We start from the raw sequence: 20,351 nt of genomic DNA, 5'->3' as shown, positions 1-20,351 counted from the left end.
CCTTCCATTATAGCGGTATCAGCTCAGAATTGCCCGAATTTAGAAAACTTTATAATAGAGGTCCTGTTGTTTTTGGAAATAATCTTTCATCCACGAGTAACTTTCGGCATACTCGCAATCAAAGCCGAGGGAGGGAAAAAGCCTTTCCCCGATAGCTTCCGCCGCCATAAGGGCGGCTCCCCGTGCCGAAGTATCGGTCTGCTGAGAAACCAATAGGTCCCGTTCCAGCATTGCGGCAAGAACCTTTCGCCAGAAGGGAAACCTGGCGCTACCTCCTACGAGGCGCAGCCGGTTAATTGAAGAATTTCCCGCCGAGAGGAGGGTAGCAAGGCCGAGACGGATAGTTGAGGCCACCCCCAGCAGTGCCGCCAGGGCAAGATCCTCCCGTTGATGATGGAGCGAAAGGCCTATCCATGCCCCCCGTGCATCAGGGTCCATATGAGGTGTCCGTTCTCCTGAAAGATAGGGGATAAAGATAAGATCCGACGGAGTCTCAAGTCCCCGTCGTTCCAGAGAACGATAAAGTTCCTGCCAGGAAAAACCCAGTTGACGGCGTACCCATTCAAGCGCAAGACCGCCGTTCATCATTGCAGCGATCCGATACCGTGAGCCAGGCCGTACTCCCTCAAAATGATTGAGGTTCATGACCGTATGAATGTTCCGTTCCGCCATCGGAACACCGATCTGGGCGGCCGTTCCGATGGAAATCTGCCCGGTCCCGGGATCATGCAAATCTGTCCCGAAGAAAGCGGCTGGGGTATCACCCGCCCCCACCGCTACAGGGATTCCGGAAGGAAGTCCGAATCGACGAGCGGCATCGTCGCTGACAAAACCTGCAATACTATTGCCTGCCCGAATTTGAGGAAGTTGAGCCGTATCAAGCCCAATCGCCCTAAGAAGATCTGCATACCACCCTCGTATCGAAAAATCGTACAATAGTGTTCCACTTGCATCGGAATAGTCGGTCAGACGATCTCCCGTCAGCGTAGCCCTAATAAAATCCTTTGGCATAAACGCAATATCGATCTTGGCAAAGAGTTCGGGCATGTGGTCCCTAAGCCATAAAAGAATCGGTCCGGCCATCCCGGCGGAAGGGGGATTTCCCAGCTTCGAAAGGGTTTGCTCGGAAAGGGCCTTATAGTCGGGTAAGGTTTCCGCCGCCCGCTGATCCGCCCAGGTAATGGCCGGCCCCAAAGCAACAGGCGCGGTTCCGCTCATTCCCGAGCACGGAACAATGCCATGCATCTGGCCGGAAAGCCCTATGGCTTTCACATGTTCCACCCCGGGAAGCTCCCGGATACATGAAAACAAGGCCGCAAGCCATATATCCGTGTCAATCTGCGCCCAGCCGCTATGGGGAGAGGAAACCTCATACGAACGAGAGACGGTATGCTCAGCTCCATCCGGCCCGAGAAGCATAAGCTTCACCGAACCGGTCCCCAGATCGATGCCTAAATACATGTCAAATATGATCTTCAGACTTTTTTCCGATGGCGAAATCGTTCTATTAATACCGCAACAATAATAACGATGCCACGTACAACCAATTGCCAAAAATAAGAGACATTCATAAGGGTAAGCCCGTTATTCAGCACCGCAATAATCAGGGCCCCCACTAATGTTCCAACAACACTTCCGCTGCCGCCGGAGATGCTGGTTCCCCCCAGGATAACCGAAGCAATGGCATCAAGTTCGTAGCCATTTCCTAAAAGTCCGGATGCACTGTAAAGACGACTGGCAGTCATGATCCCACCAAGGCCGGAAAGCAGGCCGCTCATGGCATACACAAAAACAAGAACAAAACTTACGTTGATACCGGTTAGCCGAGCGGCAGTTGGGTTTCCTCCTACGGCATAAATATGTACACCGAGAACGGTTTTTCTTAGGATAAACCACATGATGGCGATGACCGCGAGGGCTATAATGGCCAGCCAGGGGAAAGGGCCGAGATAGGCGTTACCGATCCAGGCGAAATTCAAATCATTGTTAATCAATGTGGTACCATTCGCCAAAAGATACGAGGCCCCTCGAAGAGCTGTCATACTTCCCAGAACAACAATAAAGAAGGGCAACTTTACATAAGCAATCAAAACCCCATTTATCACACCAAAAAGCAAACCTGTAAGTAAGGGGACGATGACCGTAAAGGCCTGCAAGGAGGGATTCAACGATACCAAGAGGCTGACCACGGCAGTACTTGCCAAGATAGATCCAACTGATAAATCAATACCGCCGGTTAAGATAACAAGAGTCATACCGGCTGCAAGCACGATATTAATCGAAGCCTGTCTCAGAATGTTCATGAGATTTGTCGGTCGCAGGAAATTACCGCTTAAAAGTGAAAATAGAATGACAATCACAAGTAAAATCGGAAGGATTCCGAGGCTTTCCCAAATCGCAGAATTCTGCTGCTTTAACTTTGTCGCCAAATTGTTTGAACTCATTTTTTTCTCTCCCCCTCACGAATTCATGCGGAAAAAGTGTAGTCCGGTTTTCGAATGCCCGTTGCATATGCCATAATGATTTCCTGATTGATTTGCTCAGGTCCCCGCAATTCTGCGGTGATTCGCCCCTCGCGCATGACCAGCACCCGTTGAGCAAGGCCCACGACCTCAGGCAGCTCACTTGAAATAAAAACAACGGCAACGCCGTTTTGGGCAATTTCTCCGATCAGTTTATAGATCTCACTTTTGGCTCCCACATCAACACCCCGGGTCGGTTCATCAAGAATCAAAACCCTCGGTTTGATTTGTAACCAACGGGCGAGAAGGAGCTTTTGCTGATTTCCTCCGGAAAGCGAGAGCGCCGCGTTTCTTGGGTTGGAAAGCTTGATGTTCAGCTGCTTTATTGCATGGTCAGTGATGGAGACGTTTTCTTTCCTATTTAAGATGCCGAAACGCGCCTTCTGCTCCATGACATTCATAACGATGTTTTCCTGACTGCTCATGCCCAGAAAAAGCCCCTCTATTTTTCGATCTTCTGGTACGTAACCAATCCCCTGGTGAATTGCATCCTTTGGTGAAGTAATCGTCAGTTTTCTCCCTTCGACGATTACTTCGCCCGTCAATGGCTTATCCGCTCCGAATATCAAACGGGCAAGCTCGGTCCGTCCTGAACCAACAAGCCCCGAGAGAGCAAGGATCTCACCTGCCGCAGCCTGAAAGGAAACATCTTTTACCCGTTTGCCGTCCGACACATGCTTAACAACCAGGTAGTTGTCATCTTTTTTCTCGGCGGTTTGATGTTCGTAGAAATCCTTTAATGAACGCCCAACCATCATCTTTACGATGGTTTCATTATTCATATTATCTTTCGTGACTGTTCCGATGTATTGGCCGTCTCGCAAAACGGATACCCTATCCGCTATTACCGATACCTCTGCGAGACGGTGACTAATATAAACAATGGCCAGGCCTTGTTCCCGAAGGCTGCGGACAAGATCAAAAAGCCTGTCGATCTCCCTCTCGCTTAGTGCTGCGGTAGGCTCATCCATAATCAGTACTCTGCCGTTATGTACAAGAGCACGAGCGATATCAACCTGCTGCTGCTCGGCAACTTTAAGGAGGGAAGCCCGCACCTCCGGTTGGAAAGGGGCACCAAGTTTTTTCAAAACCTCCTGAGTCCGAATAGCCATCTGGTGCCGGTCTATCACCCCAAAACGATGCGGCTCGCTTCCCATAAAGACGTTCTCCGCCACCGTCAAATTTGTGGCAACGCCAAGCTCCTGATTGATTAGGTTAACCCCAAGTGCCATGGCCTGAAGCGGATTTTCGGGAGCAACCAACCGCCCGTTTATACGAATCTCTCCTTCGTCAGCCTTATAGACTCCGGCAAGAATCTTCATCAACGTACTTTTTCCGGCACCGTTTTCTCCCATGAGTACGTGGACTTCTCCGGCATAAATATCCAGAGAAACCCCGTCCAGTGCCTGTACGCCGGGAAAGCGTTTACTCAGATTCCGGACGGAAAGAATCGGTTCCTTTCGATCTTGTTCATCCATGAAATACATCCCCCGTAAGTAGTACATGGTGGCGACCTCACTCATTCGGAGGCCGCCACTATCACACTGCATAGTCCGAACGATAAACCTATTCCGGTTCGGTCCAGCCCTTGTATTCACTAACGTTGTCCCTGGTGATCAATGTGGTTGGGATAAGTATCAGCTTTTCTTTAGGGGGATTCCCCTGTATTACTTCATACGCCACCTGCACGGCCCTTGTAGCCATGGTGTACGGATCCTGTGATGGGGTGGCGACAAAAGAGCTGCTCGTATCGTTGAGTGCAACCACAGCATCGGGAGCACCATCGACACCGACAACAAACATTTCATCACCGCGTTTTGCCTGTTTGATCGCCAAATCGGCTCCGATACCGGTTGGATCATTGATAGCAAAAACCGCATCAATGTTGTCGTAAGCGGTAAGAAGATCAGTCATAACGCGAAGCCCGCCTTCACGGTTGCCACCGGCGTTTTGATTGTCGGAGAGAATCTTGATTCCCGGATTCTTGGCGAAAACCTCTTTTGCTCCATTCACCCGGTCGATAACGGCGGACACAGGAGGGCCATTGATAATAACAATGTTTCCCTTCCCTCCAAGCCTCTTTACAATGTATTCTCCAGCCTGGGTACCAGCCTGATAATTATTGGAGGTAACCGTTGCATCGACTCCGCCATCTGCATTTACATCAGCGGCAACCACGATAATACCAGCCTCTTTTGCTTTCCGTACGGCAGGCGCAATTCCTGCTGTGTCGGCCGCATTCAAGATAATAATATCCACACCATTCGCAATGAAATTCTCCATCTGGCTGGTTTGGGTATTGAGATCATAGCCCGACGATTGGACAGTGACCTTTGCATTGGGATCAATTGCCTTTGCTGCATCTTCGACTCCCTTACCCATGGTAAAAAAGAAGGGATTTCCAAGATCGCCGAAGGTAGCCGCCACCTGAAGAACTTTTTCACCTTCTCCCTGCCCACCGGCAAACAGTGTTCCGACAAGCAACATGCCACAAAGCAGTATCAGCACTACTTTTCTCATAAACTCCTCCTTAAAACATTGTTATCATACATTGTAGCTGCACAAACTGCATATTTGTCAAGAAAAAATATTACAAATATGATAATATCATATTACAATCCTGTATACTTAAATGCAGTAAAAACATGCATTGATGGAAAAGAACGAAAAATGCAAGGGGGATCGCTTTTCCGAAGGCATTCACCTCGCTATACTGAGACGGCGAAACGACAGAAGGAAAGGCAGAGAAAGGTGACAAACAAAGTTGAGCGCATGCAGTTCAAATATCAGTATATCTATGATAAACTTCGAAATCTTCTTGAAAACGGTAGATATCATGCCGGTGACCGCTTGCCGACAGAAGTTGAACTGGCCTCACGCTTTAAGGTCTCCCGGCCGACAGTCACCCGTGCATTGAACGCTCTTCAGGAAGAGGGGATCATTGTTCGAAAAACAGGATCCGGAAGTTTCGTTAACAACTTCCATTCCTACAAAAACAGATTCAACAACCGTCTTTTTGGGCTCTTGGTACCTGGCCTTGGTAAAGGAGAGATTTTCGAACCAATTTGTACGCAGATCGCTGCCAATGCGGAGAAAAATCAATGCTCACTTCTCTGGAGTGGTTCGGAAATCAGAACAACGGAAGCAGCAAAGAGTTTAGTCGATGTTACGCAACGCTATATTGACCACCACATTGCAGGCGTCTTCTTCGAACCCCTTGAATTGAGCCCCTCGTTCGATCAGATCAATCGAAAAATCATATCAATGTTTCAGGATGCCGGGATTCCTATTGTCCTGATCGACTCGGATTATCTCCCCTTCCCGGAACGCAGTAATCTTGATCTCGTGGGCATCGATAATTTTCGTGCGGCATATATGGCAACCAGTCATTATCTCAGGCACGGAGAAAAACGGATCGATTTCCTCGCCCGTCCATACTCCGCGTACACGATTTCAATCAGATTGAGGGGCTACCGTACCGCTCTCATCGATTATGGAATCATACCTCAAGCAGAATGGATCCACCTGGTCAATCCTGAGGAACTCGAATATATAACCTCTCGTTTCGACCATCCCGAGGCCCCCCCCTTCAATATGATTTGCGGCAATGACGAAACGGCCTCGGCGCTTTTAGGTGCGTGCGAGTCCGCCGGTATTTCTGTTCCGGGACATCTCAGGATAGTAGGATTTGACGATGTACATTACGCTCAAATGCTGAGAGTTCCCCTCACAACCATTCATCAATCCGTACAACAAATTGGTAACTTGGCCCTGGAAACCCTCCTCTGGAGGATCGAACATCCGGATGCCCCGGCCCGAACTATTAATGCCGAAACAAGAATGATCATCCGAGAATCCTGCGGCATGACGGGGAAGACGGAAATTTCTCCCTTCTACAGCTGACCAGTCCCCTTGTTCAGCGCTCCCGAAGTGCATAGAGTATAGATCCGGGAACGCTGAACCATGAAAAAATATGTCGTGCTTGCGGGAAATATCGGTGCGGGAAAATCCACCCTCGTGAAAAAGCTGGCCGATCGGCTTGGTTTTAGGCCCTATTACGAGCCGGTGACGGAAAACCCCTACCTCAAAGACTTTTATTCGGATATGAGACGCTGGGCCTTCCATTCCCAGACTTTTTTCCTCACGCACCGGGTCAGGACTCATCACCTTTTGGCAGAAGATCCGTTCTCTGTGGTGCAAGATCGTTCCATTTACGAAGATGCAGAAGTATTTGCCAGAAACCTCTACGAACAGCAATCCATGGTAAAGCGCGACTGGGAAACCTACCTGGAACTGTATCATACCCTTATCACCATGCTTCCCCCGCCCGACCTAATCGTCTATCTCAGGGCATCGGTGAAAACCCTAAAAAAACGTATTGCTCTTCGGGGAAGGGATTTCGAGGCCTCCATTTCCGACACATACCTCCAGGGGCTGAATCGGCTCTACGATCGGTGGATCAACGATTTCACCCTTGCCCCGATATTGATAGTTCCCGCGGATCGCTTGGATTTTGTGGAGCAGAACAAAGACTTCGAGGCCATTGTCAATGGTATCGAACAGCGGCTATTGGATAAACAGGGAACCCTCTTCCCCGTTGGTATGTGACCCCTGTTTATAGCGTCGGCTTTCTTCTATACTCAAGTGCAATGCACAAGAACCACGCCGAATTCCTGCCCCTCACAGAGCAGGAATTCAAGGCACAGTATGGAACAGCGATCCCCGATTTCATCATCGTTTCCGGGGATGCCTATGTCGATCATCCCTCCTTTGGGACAGCCCTTATCGGTCGCCTTCTGGAAAGCCGCGGCTACCGTGTCGCGATCATAGCTCAGCCGAACTGGAGAAACATAGAGGATTTCAGCCGTTTTGGGAGGCCTCGTCTTGCCTTTCTGGTCACCTCCGGAAATCTTGACTCAATGGTCGCAAACTACAGTGCATCACGGCACCCCAGAAGGGAAGACGCCTACTCGCCCGGCGGCAAAGCCGGCCTGCGTCCCGACCGGAGTCTGGTAGTCTATACCAGTCGGATCAGGCAGGCCTTTAAAGGGGTTACCGTCGCACTCGGCGGGCTTGAGGCCTCCCTCAGAAGTCTAAGCCACTATGATTACTGGAGTGATTCCATCCGCCGTTCGGTCCTTCTCGATGCTAAGGCCGACTATCTTCTCTACGGGATGTCTGAAACTACCATACTTGCTCTGGCGGCGGCATTAGAAGCGGCTGTCGAAAAAGAAAGCCAGCCCAATGTGGAAACAATTCGCGGTTTGGTCCGGGTCGTCGGGAAAAATGATACTGTATATGACAGTATCATATTATCACCAGATGATAATATCACAAGGTCAAAAACCGTTTTTTTACCCTCGCACGAGGCACTCATCAAAAACCGCACACGTTATGCCGAACATTTTGCACTCCAGATGAAACATGCCGACCCCTATGGGGCCGCCACCCTCATAGAACCTTGCGGGGATCGCTTCATAGTCCACAATCCTCCTCCCTTTCCCCTCACAACGGAGGAACTTGATGCGGTCTACGAACTGCCTTTTAGCCGTAAGGCCCACCCTTCCTATGAAAAAGCGGGAGGCATCCCTGCGCTCCAGGAGGTACGCTTCTCCCTTGTCAGCAGCCGGGGCTGTTTCGGGGGCTGCAGTTTCTGTGCACTCACCTTTCATCAAGGGCGGATCATTACGCCCCGAAGCAAGGAAAGCCTCATCCGGGAAGCCCAAAAACTTATAACCGATCCCGATTTCAAAGGCTATATCCACGATGTCGGCGGTCCCACCGCCAATTTTCATGCACCAGCCTGTGAGGGACAGAAACGTCGAGGTGCCTGCAGCGACCGCCAGTGTCTCTTTCCCAAACCCTGCCCATCGCTCAGGGTCGATCATACGGCCTATCTCGACGTGTTGGAGAGCCTGAGCAGGCTTCCCGGCGTAAAAAAGGTGTTCATCAGAAGCGGTATTCGTTTCGACTATCTCCTGCTGGATGAAAACAGAAGATTCTTAAAGGAACTGGTTGCACATCACATCAGCGGGCAGCTCAAGGTTGCGCCCGAACATGCCGGCCCCCGAACCCTCGAAGCCATGGGAAAACCACCGATAGAGGTATATGAACAATTCTCCCGCCTTTTTTACGAAGAGACGAAACGGATAGGCAAGAAGCAATACCTCATTCCCTACTTGATCGCCGGCCATCCCGGAAGCACCCTCGACGAAGCGGTTGCGTTGGCGCTTTTCCTGAAAAAAAGCGGTTTTATTCCCGACCAGGTACAAGACTTCTACCCCACCCCGGGAACCCTATCAACCTGCATGTGGGCCACCGGCATCGATCCCAGAACCATGAAACCGATCTTCGTCCCACGAGGTGAAAAAGAACGGCATCTTCAGCGCGCCCTGCTTCAATTCAACAGACCGAAAAACTACGACCGCGTCCGTAAAGCCCTTAGACAGGCAGGCAGGAGTGATCTGATCGGATTTGGCCAGACAGCTTTAGTCCCTCCGGAAAAGAACCGACATCCTTAAGCTTGACCCAATGGTGTCGGCATGTAAATATATCTATACATAGAAGCAATATCTTTTTCAGGAGGTTTGTATGTCTCAAAAAGGAACCGGGCTCCACAGGGAACTTGGCATTCTTGACGTAACGGCAATTACATCGGGCATTATTATCGGAGCCGGTGTATTTATCGTTACCGGAATAGCGGCTCAATTCGCAGGTTCGCTTACCTGGCTCGCCTATGCAATAGGCGCCATCCCCGTTATTCTCGTCGGTATAAGCACAATATTTCTCAACCTTATGCATCCGGTGGAAGGCGGCGAGAGCTACGTGTATCCAACCAGAATCGTTTCAAAGCCTCTTGGCTTTTTATCAGGTTGGGGAATGTGGCTTGCCGTTATCGGACCGGTTGCAATTACAGCACAAGCCTTCATTAATTACCTAAACGCCCTTCCAGGAACATCGATAGTCTTTCCAGCCACTATTGGTGCGGTTGTAGTTACAATACTATTTTCCCTTATCAATTGGGCCGGCTTAAAAACCGTGAAAATCGTACAGAATGTCCTTTTCCTGTTTATGGTTGCGGGAATATTCATATACATAATCCTAGCCTTTCCGCATATGAAGGGGGCAAACATCATGATGGGATCACCCCTGGGTTTTGCCGGAGTCATGAAGGCCACATCGTTGCTCCTTTTTTCCTATGCAGGATTGACCTTGGCAGCAGATCTTGGGGAAGAAGCAAAGAATCCCGCAAAAACCATTACCTGGGGAATCATTCTAGGGATTTTAATTCCCACACTTCTCTATGTTGTATCGGCATTCGTTTCAACAGCAGTGCTTCCCTGGAAGGACTTTGCAGCATCTGAAGCCCCCTATGCTGCGGTAGCTTCTACCTTCATGGGGCCTTTCGGTGTCGTCTTTATCGTTATTGTTGCATGGGCAGCGATTTTGTCATCACATAACGGTGAGCAGGCAGTAGCGGCGCGGGTGTTTTTCGGACTGTCCCGAGATGGAATCTTGGGAGGCAAAACTGCATCGGTAAATACATTCGGGACACCGGCCTTCGGACTCATTGCTACGTCGGCACTTGCCATTATCTTGATTATTTCCGGAACGATTCAGCTTGTCGCCGAAATTATTGTAGCGATGTTCCTGTACAACTGGATCATCACCCATATTGCCGTCCTGATGGCAAGAAAAAAATTCCCGGAATTAGTCGACAAGCTTCCTGGAATATACAGGAAAAAAGGATTCCTGTGTCTTCCTGCACTTGGATTGGCTGTTTCGGTCTATCTTTTGATCCTTCAGGGCTGGAAGGCTCTCCTGTATGCGGCCGTCTGGATGATAGTCGGCTATCTGGTCTATTTAGTAGGGATCAGCAGAAATAAAAAAGAAATTCTTTCCCGTATGGACAGATGGCCTGAATCATAGACAAGCGGTGGGACCGCCTATCGCTTAAGACGGTCCCACAACATCAGAATCGGTATATATCTCCGGCGTGCATGGGAGAAAAGGCATCTTTAAACACATGATAAAGCTCAACCTGGGCCTTAAAACCGGTACAGTGTCCGGCCTTCACCGAATCAATATCCAAATCCTTCAAGCCTTCGGCCGTTTTTTCGATCTTTTCATCGGAAGATTCAATAAGATGAAAGCCCCCAATAACAGATGCAATCTTCCGAGTGTCGGTATTTCGGACCCCTTGCCGGACAATATTCACAATTCCCCTGTGCCCACAGCCCGTCATAACGACTAACCCTCTATTTTTTACCACAGCGAAGAGGCTTAGATCATCAACAACAGAATCTTCTGATACGTTCCCGTTTCGAATGGTTTTCAATGCCATACCAACCTCTTCATAGTCGGTAAGCATCTGAATCTCTCCACTCGTCATGAGGCCCGGCATAAGTTCCAAGGGATCGGAAACGAGACACAAAATTCCCCCTGCTTCCTCCACCACTTTGTTTCGGTCCTCTCCCGGTACTCCGATATAGCGCAAAAAAGGGTCGGTAATAACATGTACGCGAAAAAGATCGGGATGTGCAACGACAGGAAGGTTTCTTTTCCCCGTCGCTTTGATAATCTCAACAAGACCTTGGGTGTGATCGTAATGACAGTGGGTCAAAACGATCATATCAATTGATCCAGGTGAAATACTAAGCAATTCCATATTGGTTAAAAGTGCTTTCGGATTTTGTCCGACATCCATGAGAATGTTGACACTTGTCTCACCCCGAACAGCATTGAGGAAAAGAGAAATGCCGTGCTGTCCCAAATAAGGGGTTTCGTAAGCAACGGAATCCTCCGCAACTACGGTGACTGTCAATGCATCAAGTTCTTCCACTTTCTCTCCTTCTCCAGAACTGCACTCATAATACCACATTTTCCGCGTATCAAAGGTACTATTCTCGAAATGCCTGCACCACACTTTCATCACAATCCGGTGATAGAAAAACGGGAATCATATCTAATGGTGCAGAAACCTGAAGTCGGACACCTCCTTCATGCAAGGTTCCTGTCCACGCATCCATCCATTGCCGATTTTGGGGTAGATAGAGGCTTCTGCCGATAGCACCTTTTTCATGTACGGGTGCGACAAGGATTTGAGAGCCGAATAGGTATTCATCTCCGACATCCCAACAAGCCGAATCCTCCGGATAATCGAAAAATAACGGCCGCATCATAGGAAGTCCATCCTGAGAAGTTCGTTCCATTTCCCGGTAGATATACGGCCGTAGCTTCTCTCTGATTCTAAGCATCTTTTGCAAAACTTTATAGGCTTTGTCACCGAAGGACCAAACCTCATTGTCTGCACCGGATTCCGTAGGATTTTCCGGTCTGGGATCCCTATTACCATGAAGACGGCATAAAGGACAGAAAATTCCATATTCGAACCACCGTATAAGCAGTTCCTGAAATCCTTCATCATGGATATTGCCCTCCATGAAACCTCCGATATCGGAAGTCCACCACGGGATACCACTCATACCGACATGCAGGCCTACACGAATCTGGTCGGCAAAGGTCTGCCAATTCGACAAAATGTCCCCAGACCAAAGGGCAGAACCAAAGCGTTGTGTTCCAAGCCAGCCGGAGCGGCACAAGAGCACAAAATCCGTTTCGCCTTCCGCACGTAATGCTTCGGCTATCCCTCTTTGGTGGCACAAGGGGTAAAGATTGGCAACGGCTTTCCCATCTCCCAGGGAAAACAAAAGATTATCCATATCAAAGGGATATATCTCCGGCTCACATCCATCCAACCAGTAATTTTTAATCCCCTTGTCGTAATACATCGCCTTCACTTTCTTCCAAAAATAGGTGCGTGCATCAGGATTGGTGGCATCATAATATTGGAGAAAGAGCGGAGGAATATCATTCGTATCAAAAAATGGGAAAAAAAGATTCATTCCTTTTACAGAATCGACCAGGTACCCTTTCTTGGATAATTCTTCCGCATGTTTCGACTTAGGATTTATTGCCGGCCATATCGAAGCGACGAGGGTTACGTCCTTCTGCCGCAATGTTTCGACCATTGTTTCCGGTGAAGGCCACAAACGCTCATCCCACTCAAAATCTCCCATGCGTGTCCAATGTAAATAATCAATGACGATTGCTGATAACGGTATTCCTCGTCTTTGGTACTCATCCACAACGTTCAGAACTTCTTCCTGGGAAGCATACCGTAACTTACTTTGCCAAAAACCGGTAGCCCAAAAAGGAAGTTGCGGCGAATGGCCGGTTACATCTGCATACCGTGAATAGATTGTTTTATAATCACTCCCGGTGATGACGTAGTAATCAATTTTTCGTGCCTCCTCCGCTACCCAACAGGTGCGGTTATTCACCAATTCCACCTGCCCCAACGACGGATTATTCCATACAAAGCCATACATTTTTGAAGACAGAAGGAAGGGAATCGAGGTCTCCCCATTCTGCTGGCATAAGGGAATAACAGCACCTTTATAATTGAACAATCCGTTCCGATGTTGTCCGAGGCCGTAAAATTTTTCTTCGTCCTGTGAAAGAAACAATTGTTGTATATTCCAAGCCCCATTTTTTCTTTTGTACGCTCGACTCTTTGGGAAAAGAGTTGGGTTACCAGGCAGCCAGTCGGCTTCTTGAAAAAGCAACCGGCCTGTCTGTACATTCGAAAAGCTAAGCCGCCCTCCCGATGAAATTTCAACCTGAAGGTCACCCGAAGATAGCTGTGCCTTTTCTTTCTCAATCCGTATTGATAAGTCGTTATCGCTTATTGAAGCATGACAAGCCTCAATGGTATAATAATCTTCCGTACAGGATGGGGCTTGCCAAGCTTCTACCCTAATCACTCCCGGTAATACGGCCTGCACCATTACGGTCTCACGGCCGCCTTTCCAGACCATACCGTCCTTATCCGCAGAAAAAGGAGTCGTGTTTATTATATTCATGTTTTATCCTATCCTTTTATTGCACCAGAGGTTACACCTTGTACAATTTGTTTTTGGGCTGAGAAAAAAAGGATTATCATAGGTATTGAAGACAAAACCGTCGCTGCCAGAATATTTCCCCAAGCAGTATTATATGTTTGGAAAAAGCGCATTGTAGCCAAGGGCAGCGTATAGTTCTTAGGCGTTTGCAGCATAAGAAGGGGTAGAAGAAAATCATTCCAGATCTGAAGACCGAGGAGGATGATAATGGTGCTGGTAATAGGCTTCAATAACGGTAAAACAATTCGAAAGAAAATCTGATATACCGAAGCGCCGTCGATCTGTGCACATTCTTCCAAAGAGAGGGGAATGGTCTGAATGAATCCTCTGTACAGAAAAATTGCGGTCGGAGAAACCAAACCCAGATAGACCAGAACCATACCATATAGTTTGTTCATCAAAGACAATCGTCTGGCCATCACCACTATGGGAATCATAACGGACTGAAACGGAACAACAAATACACTTAAAAAGAGAAAAAATAAAATGGTATTTAGTATACCTTTCGTCCTTGCAATCTTATATGCAGCCATCGAAGCTATCACAAGAATTCCAAAGACGGAAAAAGCTGTAATAATAATCGAATTTAGCAAAGTTTTTCCATATTTCATCATCTCGATGGTTGCAACATAATTGTCCAAGTAGAATGAGGAGGGAAGAACCAGCTTTGATACTAGATATTCCGAATTTGTCTTTAAGGAATTTATAATTACAAAGTAGAAAGGAGCAATAAAGATGCTGACACCTATGATGAGAATAATATAAAGAAGAATGGTTTTGAGCAGTTTTTCTACTGTCATCTTTCCCTCTACAAATCAACTTCTTTGCGTTTCAGCAATATAATTTGTGCAAATGAAACAACAATAATAACAATCAGCAACACAATGGCTTTTGCCGTCCCATATCCGTATTTGAAAGAATTGAATGTCGTATTATAAATATTTAGTAAGGCAGTCTCCGTTGCATGACCAGGTCCACCGCCCGTCATTGCATAGACAATATCGAATACCCGTAAAGAATTGATTGTCGAAAGGAAAATACATATGGTCAGGGACGGGATAAGCAGCGGTAACGTGATATGCCGAAAAACAAAAACCTGACGGCCTCCGTCGATTGTTGCAGCCTCATACAGTTCCCGAGGTATTGCCGTTATCCCGGCAATATAGATCAGCATATACCACCCCGTAGCCTGCCATACCGAAGCAATGATCGTCGAATAGAGAGCAACGTGTGGATCACTCAGCCATCCTATCTGAAACAATGCAACCCCGATCTTTTTTCCTAATTCGAATGAAGCTTGACCAAGAAAAAATTTCCAAATCTGACCGACCACAATGAGGCTAAGGACATTCGGCAAAAAGAATATCCCGCGAAAAAAGTTTCGCCCGACAACAGAAGGCTTTGTCAGGAGGGTCGCCAATAAAAGTGCAAGAAGATTTACGGTTAGTACATGTACGACGGTAAATTTCAACGTATTCTTGAAAGCTTCGAAAAAGATCTTATCGTTAAGAACATTTCTGAAATTCTCAAGACCTACAAATGTCTTTGCCGCGGATATGCCGTTCCATTCAAAAAAACTATAGCGTACCCCATTGAAGACCGGAATCAGGAAAAAAAGAAAGAATAAAGAAAATGCCGGAAGAATAAACAAAAAATAATCTGCGCTATAATAGTGCTTTTTCATCGAATATGCATCTCATATGCTTGTTATCGGATTTTCGTTCATACTCTTAGTTGCTCCCGATATCCGACTCGAGAGGAGCAACCAAGACGTACATAGTGGTTTATTTTACTGCATCATCAAATGCCGCTTGGACATTTTCCATGACCTGGGCCTGGGAAATTTGGTTACTGAGATAAGCCTGCATCGACTGTCCGGCTTCCAGCTTCACCCCACCGGGAGCGACCTTTAACCATTCCCAGGGAATAACATTGCCCTGGTCTAACGCTTCGGAGATATCGGTATAAACGGCATGGAGTCCCTTGGTATCAAATCCCTTCTGAGGAACATACGAAAAATTGTATTTCGAAAGAATCTGGGCCGATTCAAGGGTCGAATAGTAATCGAAAAAGTCTATTGCCTCCTGCAGGTGCTTGCTATTCTTGATGATCCCAAGCCCGTTTGCCACACCAACGACAATCTTGTTATTTTCTTTCACGTCCGAATATGGCAACGCTGCCAAATGGACATCCAGATTAGGATTGACGGCAAGTGCCGTTCTCAAAATCCAATCTCCGTGGATTGCCAATGCAGCTTTCCCCTGTCCAAAATAACTGGCTCCTTCTCCAAACGAATATGAGAAGGGATTTTCCGGAACATTATCCTTGAGGATATCGATATAGTTAAATACCTCGGAAAATTTTGTATCACTGAATTTCACCCTACCATTATACAGACCCGTAATCAGGCTGGGGTCCTGGTTTAAGATCGGGCTGATTCCGAACAAAAGGTACTGATCGGCCGCCCACGTTTCATTAAACATCGAAGTAAAAGGAGTAATCCCGGCAGCATTGAGTTTGTCGACCGCGGCTTTCAATTCAGATAAAGTAGAAGGGACCTTGTTGATATGTGCTTGCGCCAACAATTTCGGGTTGTACAACATCCCATAGCCTTGGAGATGAAACGGAACAGAATAAAGCCTTCCGTCTATCATGTTCGGTTCCTTCGCAACATCAAACAGGCGAGATGCAACGGGCCTGTCGCTTAGATCCAATAACATATCTGCAGCAACAAATTCCTTCAGTCGTTCCTGATCAACCATAACGATATCAGGCAATGTATCGGTTGCCATCATCGATTGAAATTGCGTTGCATAATCTTTTGAATTAAAAATCGTTGTAATTTTTATATTGGGATGCGTCTCTTCGTACGCCGCAATTATCTCCTTTGTTCCCTCTTCAAGATCACCATGGCCACAGAAAAAAAACAATTCGGTCTTTCCCGCTTCCTGATCTCCTGATGCATAGGTAAACGTGCTCAAAAAAATAAGCAATACGCTAATTACCCCTATCTTCTTCATGTTCCCCTCCTTGCTGGGAAATTACCATTTACATGGCAAAGGCTTTTTTAGCTGAATCGTTAAAAAATAGCTTAGCTAAGCTTGATATACGTATACCATGGGTAAATCAATGTGTCAAGAAAAAGAAGCCTGCATATAGTGCATCATACGATCACTGCATATCAGTCAAATGACAGGTGATTTTTATCAAGATCACTATTTTCAGCCAACATAACTTCCTGCACCAAATGAATATCGTCCCGAGGCATAAAGCCGGTTTCCACCATCTCCTCAAGGACCTTGACAGCGTAAAAACCCTGCTGAATAGGGTTTTGAAAAATAATTGCCGTTATCATATCTCTTGCAAAAAACTCTTTGTAGCCGGGAAAGGTATCGTGTAAAAGGACCTTCGGCAGCGGCCTTTTTGATTCGGCAAGAATCCTCATAAGAGGCTGATTAATCGGAGGTACCAAGTATATTGCATCAAACAGCTGCCCGGATCCGTTTACTATAGCCTTAAGTTCGGATTCGATATCCATCGGGGACTGTTCAAGGTCGACGCCCTGTACAATATTAATGATGGATGGATACTTCTCTTTCATCACGGACATAAAGCCGTCAATACGCAAATGATTAACTTCCGCCGAAATATTCTGCTTTGTGTGATCATCGGTTATTACAAGGATTTTCGACGTTCCTGCCACGCATTTCCCCATAAATTCGGCGGCAAGCCGACCACCTCCCACATAGTCAGGGCCGATATAACAAAGGCGATGAGACTCCTTAGCATCAATATTGAACAAAATATAAGGAACCTGTGCATCATCCAATACTCGGAAAATTGCAGTCATATCATATTCTTCATTATTGACAAGCCCGACGGCATCCACCCCTTCAGTTATGACATCTTTCAAGGTGGAAAGATACTTAGGAGTATTTTTATTACCAATACGGTAGTACTCCACGGAATAATTGAAGTGTTTAACCTGTTCTTTCGCAAGTCCTATTCCGGACTCTACAGAATCCCAAAAGAAACGAGGCGTATCAGTAGAGAAAATTGCAATACGAGTTATCCTTTTTTGCACCAAGGTTTGAGCCGCCCGATTGGCTTGGTAACCGACCTCGTCAGCGTAGGCGAGTATGCGCTCTCGTAACTCAGGAGAAATGTTCCCTTTATTATGAAGGGCCCTGTATACTGTCATTTGACCAATATGCAGGGCTTGCGCAATGTCCTTTTGAGTCACTATTTTTTCCATGACAATCAACACTATATCAAATTTGCAGGCAAGCTCAATATAAAGGCTTGAAATTTTGGTTTCAATACATCAGGTACTTTTTTTCTGTGCTTGCCCAAAGCTTAAAAGCATCGTAGAGTCAGAGCACAATATAAGAGGTATGTATGCACGTTACTGATCAGCTATTCGGAGATCGTTCTTTCCGAAAAGAGCTGCTTCGCATTGCCGTCCCCGTTGCACTTCAGAATCTTCTCATATCAAGCCTTTCAGTCGTAGACACCCTTATGCTTGGTCAGCTTGGAGAGGTGGAGATTGCAGCAGTTGGGCTGGCAAATCAACTTTTTTTTCTCTCACTTCTCTTCTTTTTCGGGGTCTCAAGCGGCGCATCGGTCTTTATCGCCCAGTTCTGGGGAAAAAAAGATATCCCGTCGATTCACCGAACCGTTGGCTTTGCCTTTAGTTTCGCGGGTTCAGCCGCCATACTCTTTAGTCTTCTTTCTCTCACCATCCCCGACCAGATCCTCAGGATTTTTACTACCGACGAAGCAGTCGTAACGGTCGGTATCGAATACTTGAGGGTGGTGGGGATAAGTTATCTTTTTGTTGCGGCAAGTGTTCTGGCATCGGTAAGCCTGCGCAGTATCGAAGAAGCAGTTACCCCACTGCGGGCAACGACAGCATCGATAATAGCAAATATCATCCTCAATTATCTCTTTATTTTCGGGAAATTCGGCTTTCCTCAAATGGGAGTTGCCGGAGCGGCCCTGGCAACCACAATTTCACGAGGCCTGGAACTGATCATCCTCTACCATGCAATCTTTGTCAAAAAAAATATCTTGGCCGCTCCCGTCCGGGTTTTTTTTGATTTCAACCGCTCTTTTGTCCGTCGTTTTCTCAAGACCGCAACCCCGGTTATTCTCAACGAAATGGCCTGGGCAACCGGTATGGTTGTCTACAAGATTGTATTTGCAAGAATGGGAACCGGGGTAATTGCAGCAATGAATATCGTTGATACCGCAAGCAATCTTCTTTTTATTATCTTTATGGGAACAAGTAATGCCTGTGCGGTCATGATTGGTAAGCGGGTCGGTATGGGAAAGAGAGAGGAAGCTTTCACAGCCGGGAAGCATTTCATTGCAATAGGATTCTTTTTCGGAGCAGTCGTAGGACTCGGAGCACTCCTTCTTGCTCGTTTCATTCCCGGCCTTTTCAATGTAAGCGACCAGGTAAAATTAATGACGGCCCAAGTTCTGCGTCTTTTCCCCATTATCTTTCCACTTAAGGCCCTTAATATTCACACCGTCATCGGTATCTTTAGAGCAGGAGGCGACACGGCCTTCAGCTTTTTTGTGGATCTTTCCGGAGTCTGGCTCGTGGGGGTCCCCCTCGCATTCTTGGGAGCCTTTGTATGGGAACTTCCTATTCACCTGCTTTTTTTGTTGTTGGGAATGGAAGAGGTGTGTAAAACGATCATGGGTCTTCTTCGTTTTCGAAGCAGGCTTTGGATCCGGGATATTACCGAAGGCGAGGTATCGGCATGAACCACATCAAATCGCTCTGGTATAGCCGAGTGGCTCCAGGAAGAACCATTCGCATCCTATCCGTAGACGGAGGAGGAATTCGTGGGTATCTTGCCGCGCTCATCCTCGAGGAGATTGAGAAAAAACGAAACAACATCGGAAGAAGAAAACCGTTCTGCCGCTGCTTCGATATCATGGCGGGAACAAGTACCGGCAGCCTCATAAGCCTCGGTCTAGCCGTTCCACAAACGAGTAAATTACCCACAGATTCTCCCGAAGAAAACGCTAAAAAGGCACCGCTTATGCCCAGGCTTATCAACATTTTATCCACAAAAGCTCGTCCTAAATACAGCGCCGCAGAGATTGCGCGCTTGTACCGAGAAAAGGGAACGGAGATTTTCCCACGGTATATCTTCAAACAGCTGAATACAGTTCGCCAAGCCTTTGCGGAAAAGTATGATGCGGGAAATTTCGATCGTGTACTTGAAGATATCTTCGGCGACCTCACCCTTCGGGATGCCTTGGGAAGGGTTCTGATAACAAGCTACGATACCCTGTCGGCCCGCCCCATCATTATGAAAAATCTTCCGGGAGAGGAGAATTTCTATCTAAAGGATGCAGCAAGAGGTTCCTCGGCCGCTCCGACCTACTTCTCACCGGTCGAGGTTACAGGCCTGGACAGTAATGATGCATTCTGCCTTGTCGACGGCGGGGTCTTTGCCAATAATCCGGCAATGTGTGCCTATGTGGAGGCTCGCAGGCTTTTTCCCCTTGCCAAAAAATTCTTCATCCTTTCTCTCGGCTCAGGACGACTGGAACAACGATTAAGCTATAAACAGATCAAAAGCTGGGGCTATGTGGAGTGGGTCCTCCCGCAAAACAATGTCCCGCTTTTCGGAATGATGAGCACGGGACAAAATAAGTGCGTCGATTATCAGCTGAATCATCTCCCCGGAGTAACATATATCCGCTTTAACCCTTTGCTTGACGGCTGTAGTGAAGAGATGGATGACGCAGGGGTAAAAAACATGGAGTGTCTCGAAGCGGTGGCAAAACGCACAATCGAGGGAAACAAAAAACTTATCGACTTGATAGCCCGGCTTCTTTGATC

General features: G+C 47.3%; 16 protein-coding genes. 6 read left to right on the top strand and 10 right to left on the bottom strand.

The genetic code is table 11. The annotated features are described in order from the left end of the window. Positions 1 to 39 precede the first annotated feature (39 nt). The 4 genes from F459_RS0116640 to F459_RS0116625 all read right to left on the bottom strand — a co-directional run bounded on the left by F459_RS0116640 (position 40) and on the right by F459_RS0116625 (position 5,042). A complete protein-coding gene (locus tag F459_RS0116640; RefSeq protein WP_020613846.1) occupies positions 40 to 1,461 on the bottom strand; it encodes a xylulokinase in 1,422 nt (473 codons plus the stop codon). A 14-nt stretch (positions 1,462 to 1,475) separates the two neighbouring features. Beyond that, positions 1,476 to 2,444, bottom strand: a complete 969-nt coding sequence (locus F459_RS0116635) for an ABC transporter permease subunit (protein ID WP_020613845.1) — start codon at positions 2,442 to 2,444, stop codon at positions 1,476 to 1,478. A gap of 23 nt (positions 2,445 to 2,467) precedes the next feature. Next, positions 2,468 to 4,000, bottom strand: coding sequence for a sugar ABC transporter ATP-binding protein (locus F459_RS0116630; protein ID WP_026295076.1), 1,533 nt, complete (start codon positions 3,998 to 4,000; stop codon positions 2,468 to 2,470). 88 nt (positions 4,001 to 4,088) lie between these two features. Further along, positions 4,089 to 5,042, bottom strand: a complete 954-nt coding sequence (locus F459_RS0116625; protein WP_020613843.1) for an ABC transporter substrate-binding protein — start codon at positions 5,040 to 5,042, stop codon at positions 4,089 to 4,091. A 231-nt stretch (positions 5,043 to 5,273) separates the two neighbouring features. Between F459_RS0116625 and F459_RS0116620 the strand changes: the two genes are divergently transcribed. The 4 genes from F459_RS0116620 (at position 5,274) to F459_RS0116605 (ending at position 10,451) form a co-directional block, all read left to right on the top strand. Further along, positions 5,274 to 6,425: a LacI family DNA-binding transcriptional regulator gene (locus tag F459_RS0116620; protein WP_033301950.1), complete on the top strand. Its 1,152-nt coding sequence runs from the start codon at positions 5,274 to 5,276 to the stop codon at positions 6,423 to 6,425. A 60-nt stretch (positions 6,426 to 6,485) separates the two neighbouring features. After that, entirely contained in the window at positions 6,486 to 7,130 is a 645-nt protein-coding gene (locus F459_RS0116615; RefSeq protein WP_020613841.1) for a deoxynucleoside kinase, read from the top strand. 41 nt (positions 7,131 to 7,171) lie between these two features. After that, a complete protein-coding gene (locus tag F459_RS0116610; protein ID WP_245540206.1) occupies positions 7,172 to 9,043 on the top strand; it encodes a YgiQ family radical SAM protein in 1,872 nt (623 codons plus the stop codon). A 70-nt stretch (positions 9,044 to 9,113) separates the two neighbouring features. Then, complete coding sequence (locus F459_RS0116605; protein WP_020613839.1) at positions 9,114 to 10,451, top strand: APC family permease; 1,338 nt, start codon at positions 9,114 to 9,116, stop codon at positions 10,449 to 10,451. A 43-nt stretch (positions 10,452 to 10,494) separates the two neighbouring features. Here the strand turns inward: F459_RS0116605 and F459_RS0116600 are convergent, their stop codons facing one another. The 6 genes from F459_RS0116600 to F459_RS0116575 form a co-directional block, all read right to left on the bottom strand. Next, a complete protein-coding gene (locus tag F459_RS0116600) occupies positions 10,495 to 11,364 on the bottom strand; it encodes an MBL fold metallo-hydrolase (RefSeq protein ID WP_020613838.1) in 870 nt (289 codons plus the stop codon). A gap of 58 nt (positions 11,365 to 11,422) precedes the next feature. Next, complete coding sequence (locus tag F459_RS0116595; protein WP_020613837.1) at positions 11,423 to 13,447, bottom strand: glycoside hydrolase family 31 protein; 2,025 nt, start codon at positions 13,445 to 13,447, stop codon at positions 11,423 to 11,425. 8 nt (positions 13,448 to 13,455) lie between these two features. Then, complete coding sequence (locus F459_RS0116590) at positions 13,456 to 14,286, bottom strand: carbohydrate ABC transporter permease (RefSeq protein WP_020613836.1); 831 nt, start codon at positions 14,284 to 14,286, stop codon at positions 13,456 to 13,458. Positions 14,287 to 14,294: 8 nt separating this feature from the next. Continuing rightward, a complete protein-coding gene (locus F459_RS0116585) occupies positions 14,295 to 15,170 on the bottom strand; it encodes a carbohydrate ABC transporter permease (protein ID WP_020613835.1) in 876 nt (291 codons plus the stop codon). Positions 15,171 to 15,270: 100 nt separating this feature from the next. Beyond that, complete coding sequence (locus F459_RS0116580) at positions 15,271 to 16,506, bottom strand: ABC transporter substrate-binding protein (RefSeq protein WP_020613834.1); 1,236 nt, start codon at positions 16,504 to 16,506, stop codon at positions 15,271 to 15,273. Between the two features lie 161 nt (positions 16,507 to 16,667). Beyond that, on the bottom strand, positions 16,668 to 17,741 hold the full coding sequence (locus F459_RS0116575) for a substrate-binding domain-containing protein (protein ID WP_033301936.1): 1,074 nt from the start codon (positions 17,739 to 17,741) through the stop codon (positions 16,668 to 16,670). Between the two features lie 143 nt (positions 17,742 to 17,884). Between F459_RS0116575 and F459_RS0116570 the strand changes: the two genes are divergently transcribed. Further along, complete coding sequence (locus F459_RS0116570; protein ID WP_020613832.1) at positions 17,885 to 19,261, top strand: MATE family efflux transporter; 1,377 nt, start codon at positions 17,885 to 17,887, stop codon at positions 19,259 to 19,261. Beyond that, positions 19,258 to 20,349: a patatin-like phospholipase family protein gene (locus F459_RS0116565; RefSeq protein ID WP_020613831.1), complete on the top strand. Its 1,092-nt coding sequence runs from the start codon at positions 19,258 to 19,260 to the stop codon at positions 20,347 to 20,349. The genes F459_RS0116570 and F459_RS0116565 overlap by 4 nt, the downstream gene beginning before the upstream one ends. Positions 20,350 to 20,351: the final 2 nt, after the last annotated feature.

Origin of the sequence: Sediminispirochaeta bajacaliforniensis DSM 16054 (assembly GCF_000378205.1) — a bacterium.
GTDB classification, from domain to species: domain Bacteria; phylum Spirochaetota; class Spirochaetia; order DSM-16054; family Sediminispirochaetaceae; genus Sediminispirochaeta; species Sediminispirochaeta bajacaliforniensis.
The sequence above is the reverse complement of the archived record's forward strand: the minus strand, read 5'-3'. Positions and strand labels throughout refer to the sequence as shown.

Coding starts and splice junctions, on each gene's coding strand:
- F459_RS0116640 (WP_020613846.1), bottom strand. CDS start 1,461: ATGTATTTAGGCATCGATCTGGGGACCGGTTCGGTGAAGCTTATGCTT.
- F459_RS0116635 (WP_020613845.1), bottom strand. CDS start 2,444: ATGAGTTCAAACAATTTGGCGACAAAGTTAAAGCAGCAGAATTCTGCG.
- F459_RS0116630 (WP_026295076.1), bottom strand. CDS start 4,000: ATGGATGAACAAGATCGAAAGGAACCGATTCTTTCCGTCCGGAATCTG.
- F459_RS0116625 (WP_020613843.1), bottom strand. CDS start 5,042: ATGAGAAAAGTAGTGCTGATACTGCTTTGTGGCATGTTGCTTGTCGGA.
- F459_RS0116615 (WP_020613841.1), top strand. CDS start 6,486: ATGAAAAAATATGTCGTGCTTGCGGGAAATATCGGTGCGGGAAAATCC.
- F459_RS0116610 (WP_245540206.1), top strand. CDS start 7,172: ATGCACAAGAACCACGCCGAATTCCTGCCCCTCACAGAGCAGGAATTC.
- F459_RS0116605 (WP_020613839.1), top strand. CDS start 9,114: ATGTCTCAAAAAGGAACCGGGCTCCACAGGGAACTTGGCATTCTTGAC.
- F459_RS0116595 (WP_020613837.1), bottom strand. CDS start 13,447: ATGAATATAATAAACACGACTCCTTTTTCTGCGGATAAGGACGGTATG.
- F459_RS0116590 (WP_020613836.1), bottom strand. CDS start 14,286: ATGACAGTAGAAAAACTGCTCAAAACCATTCTTCTTTATATTATTCTC.
- F459_RS0116585 (WP_020613835.1), bottom strand. CDS start 15,170: ATGAAAAAGCACTATTATAGCGCAGATTATTTTTTGTTTATTCTTCCG.
- F459_RS0116580 (WP_020613834.1), bottom strand. CDS start 16,506: ATGAAGAAGATAGGGGTAATTAGCGTATTGCTTATTTTTTTGAGCACG.
- F459_RS0116575 (WP_033301936.1), bottom strand. CDS start 17,741: ATGGAAAAAATAGTGACTCAAAAGGACATTGCGCAAGCCCTGCATATT.
- F459_RS0116570 (WP_020613832.1), top strand. CDS start 17,885: ATGCACGTTACTGATCAGCTATTCGGAGATCGTTCTTTCCGAAAAGAG.
- F459_RS0116565 (WP_020613831.1), top strand. CDS start 19,258: ATGAACCACATCAAATCGCTCTGGTATAGCCGAGTGGCTCCAGGAAGA.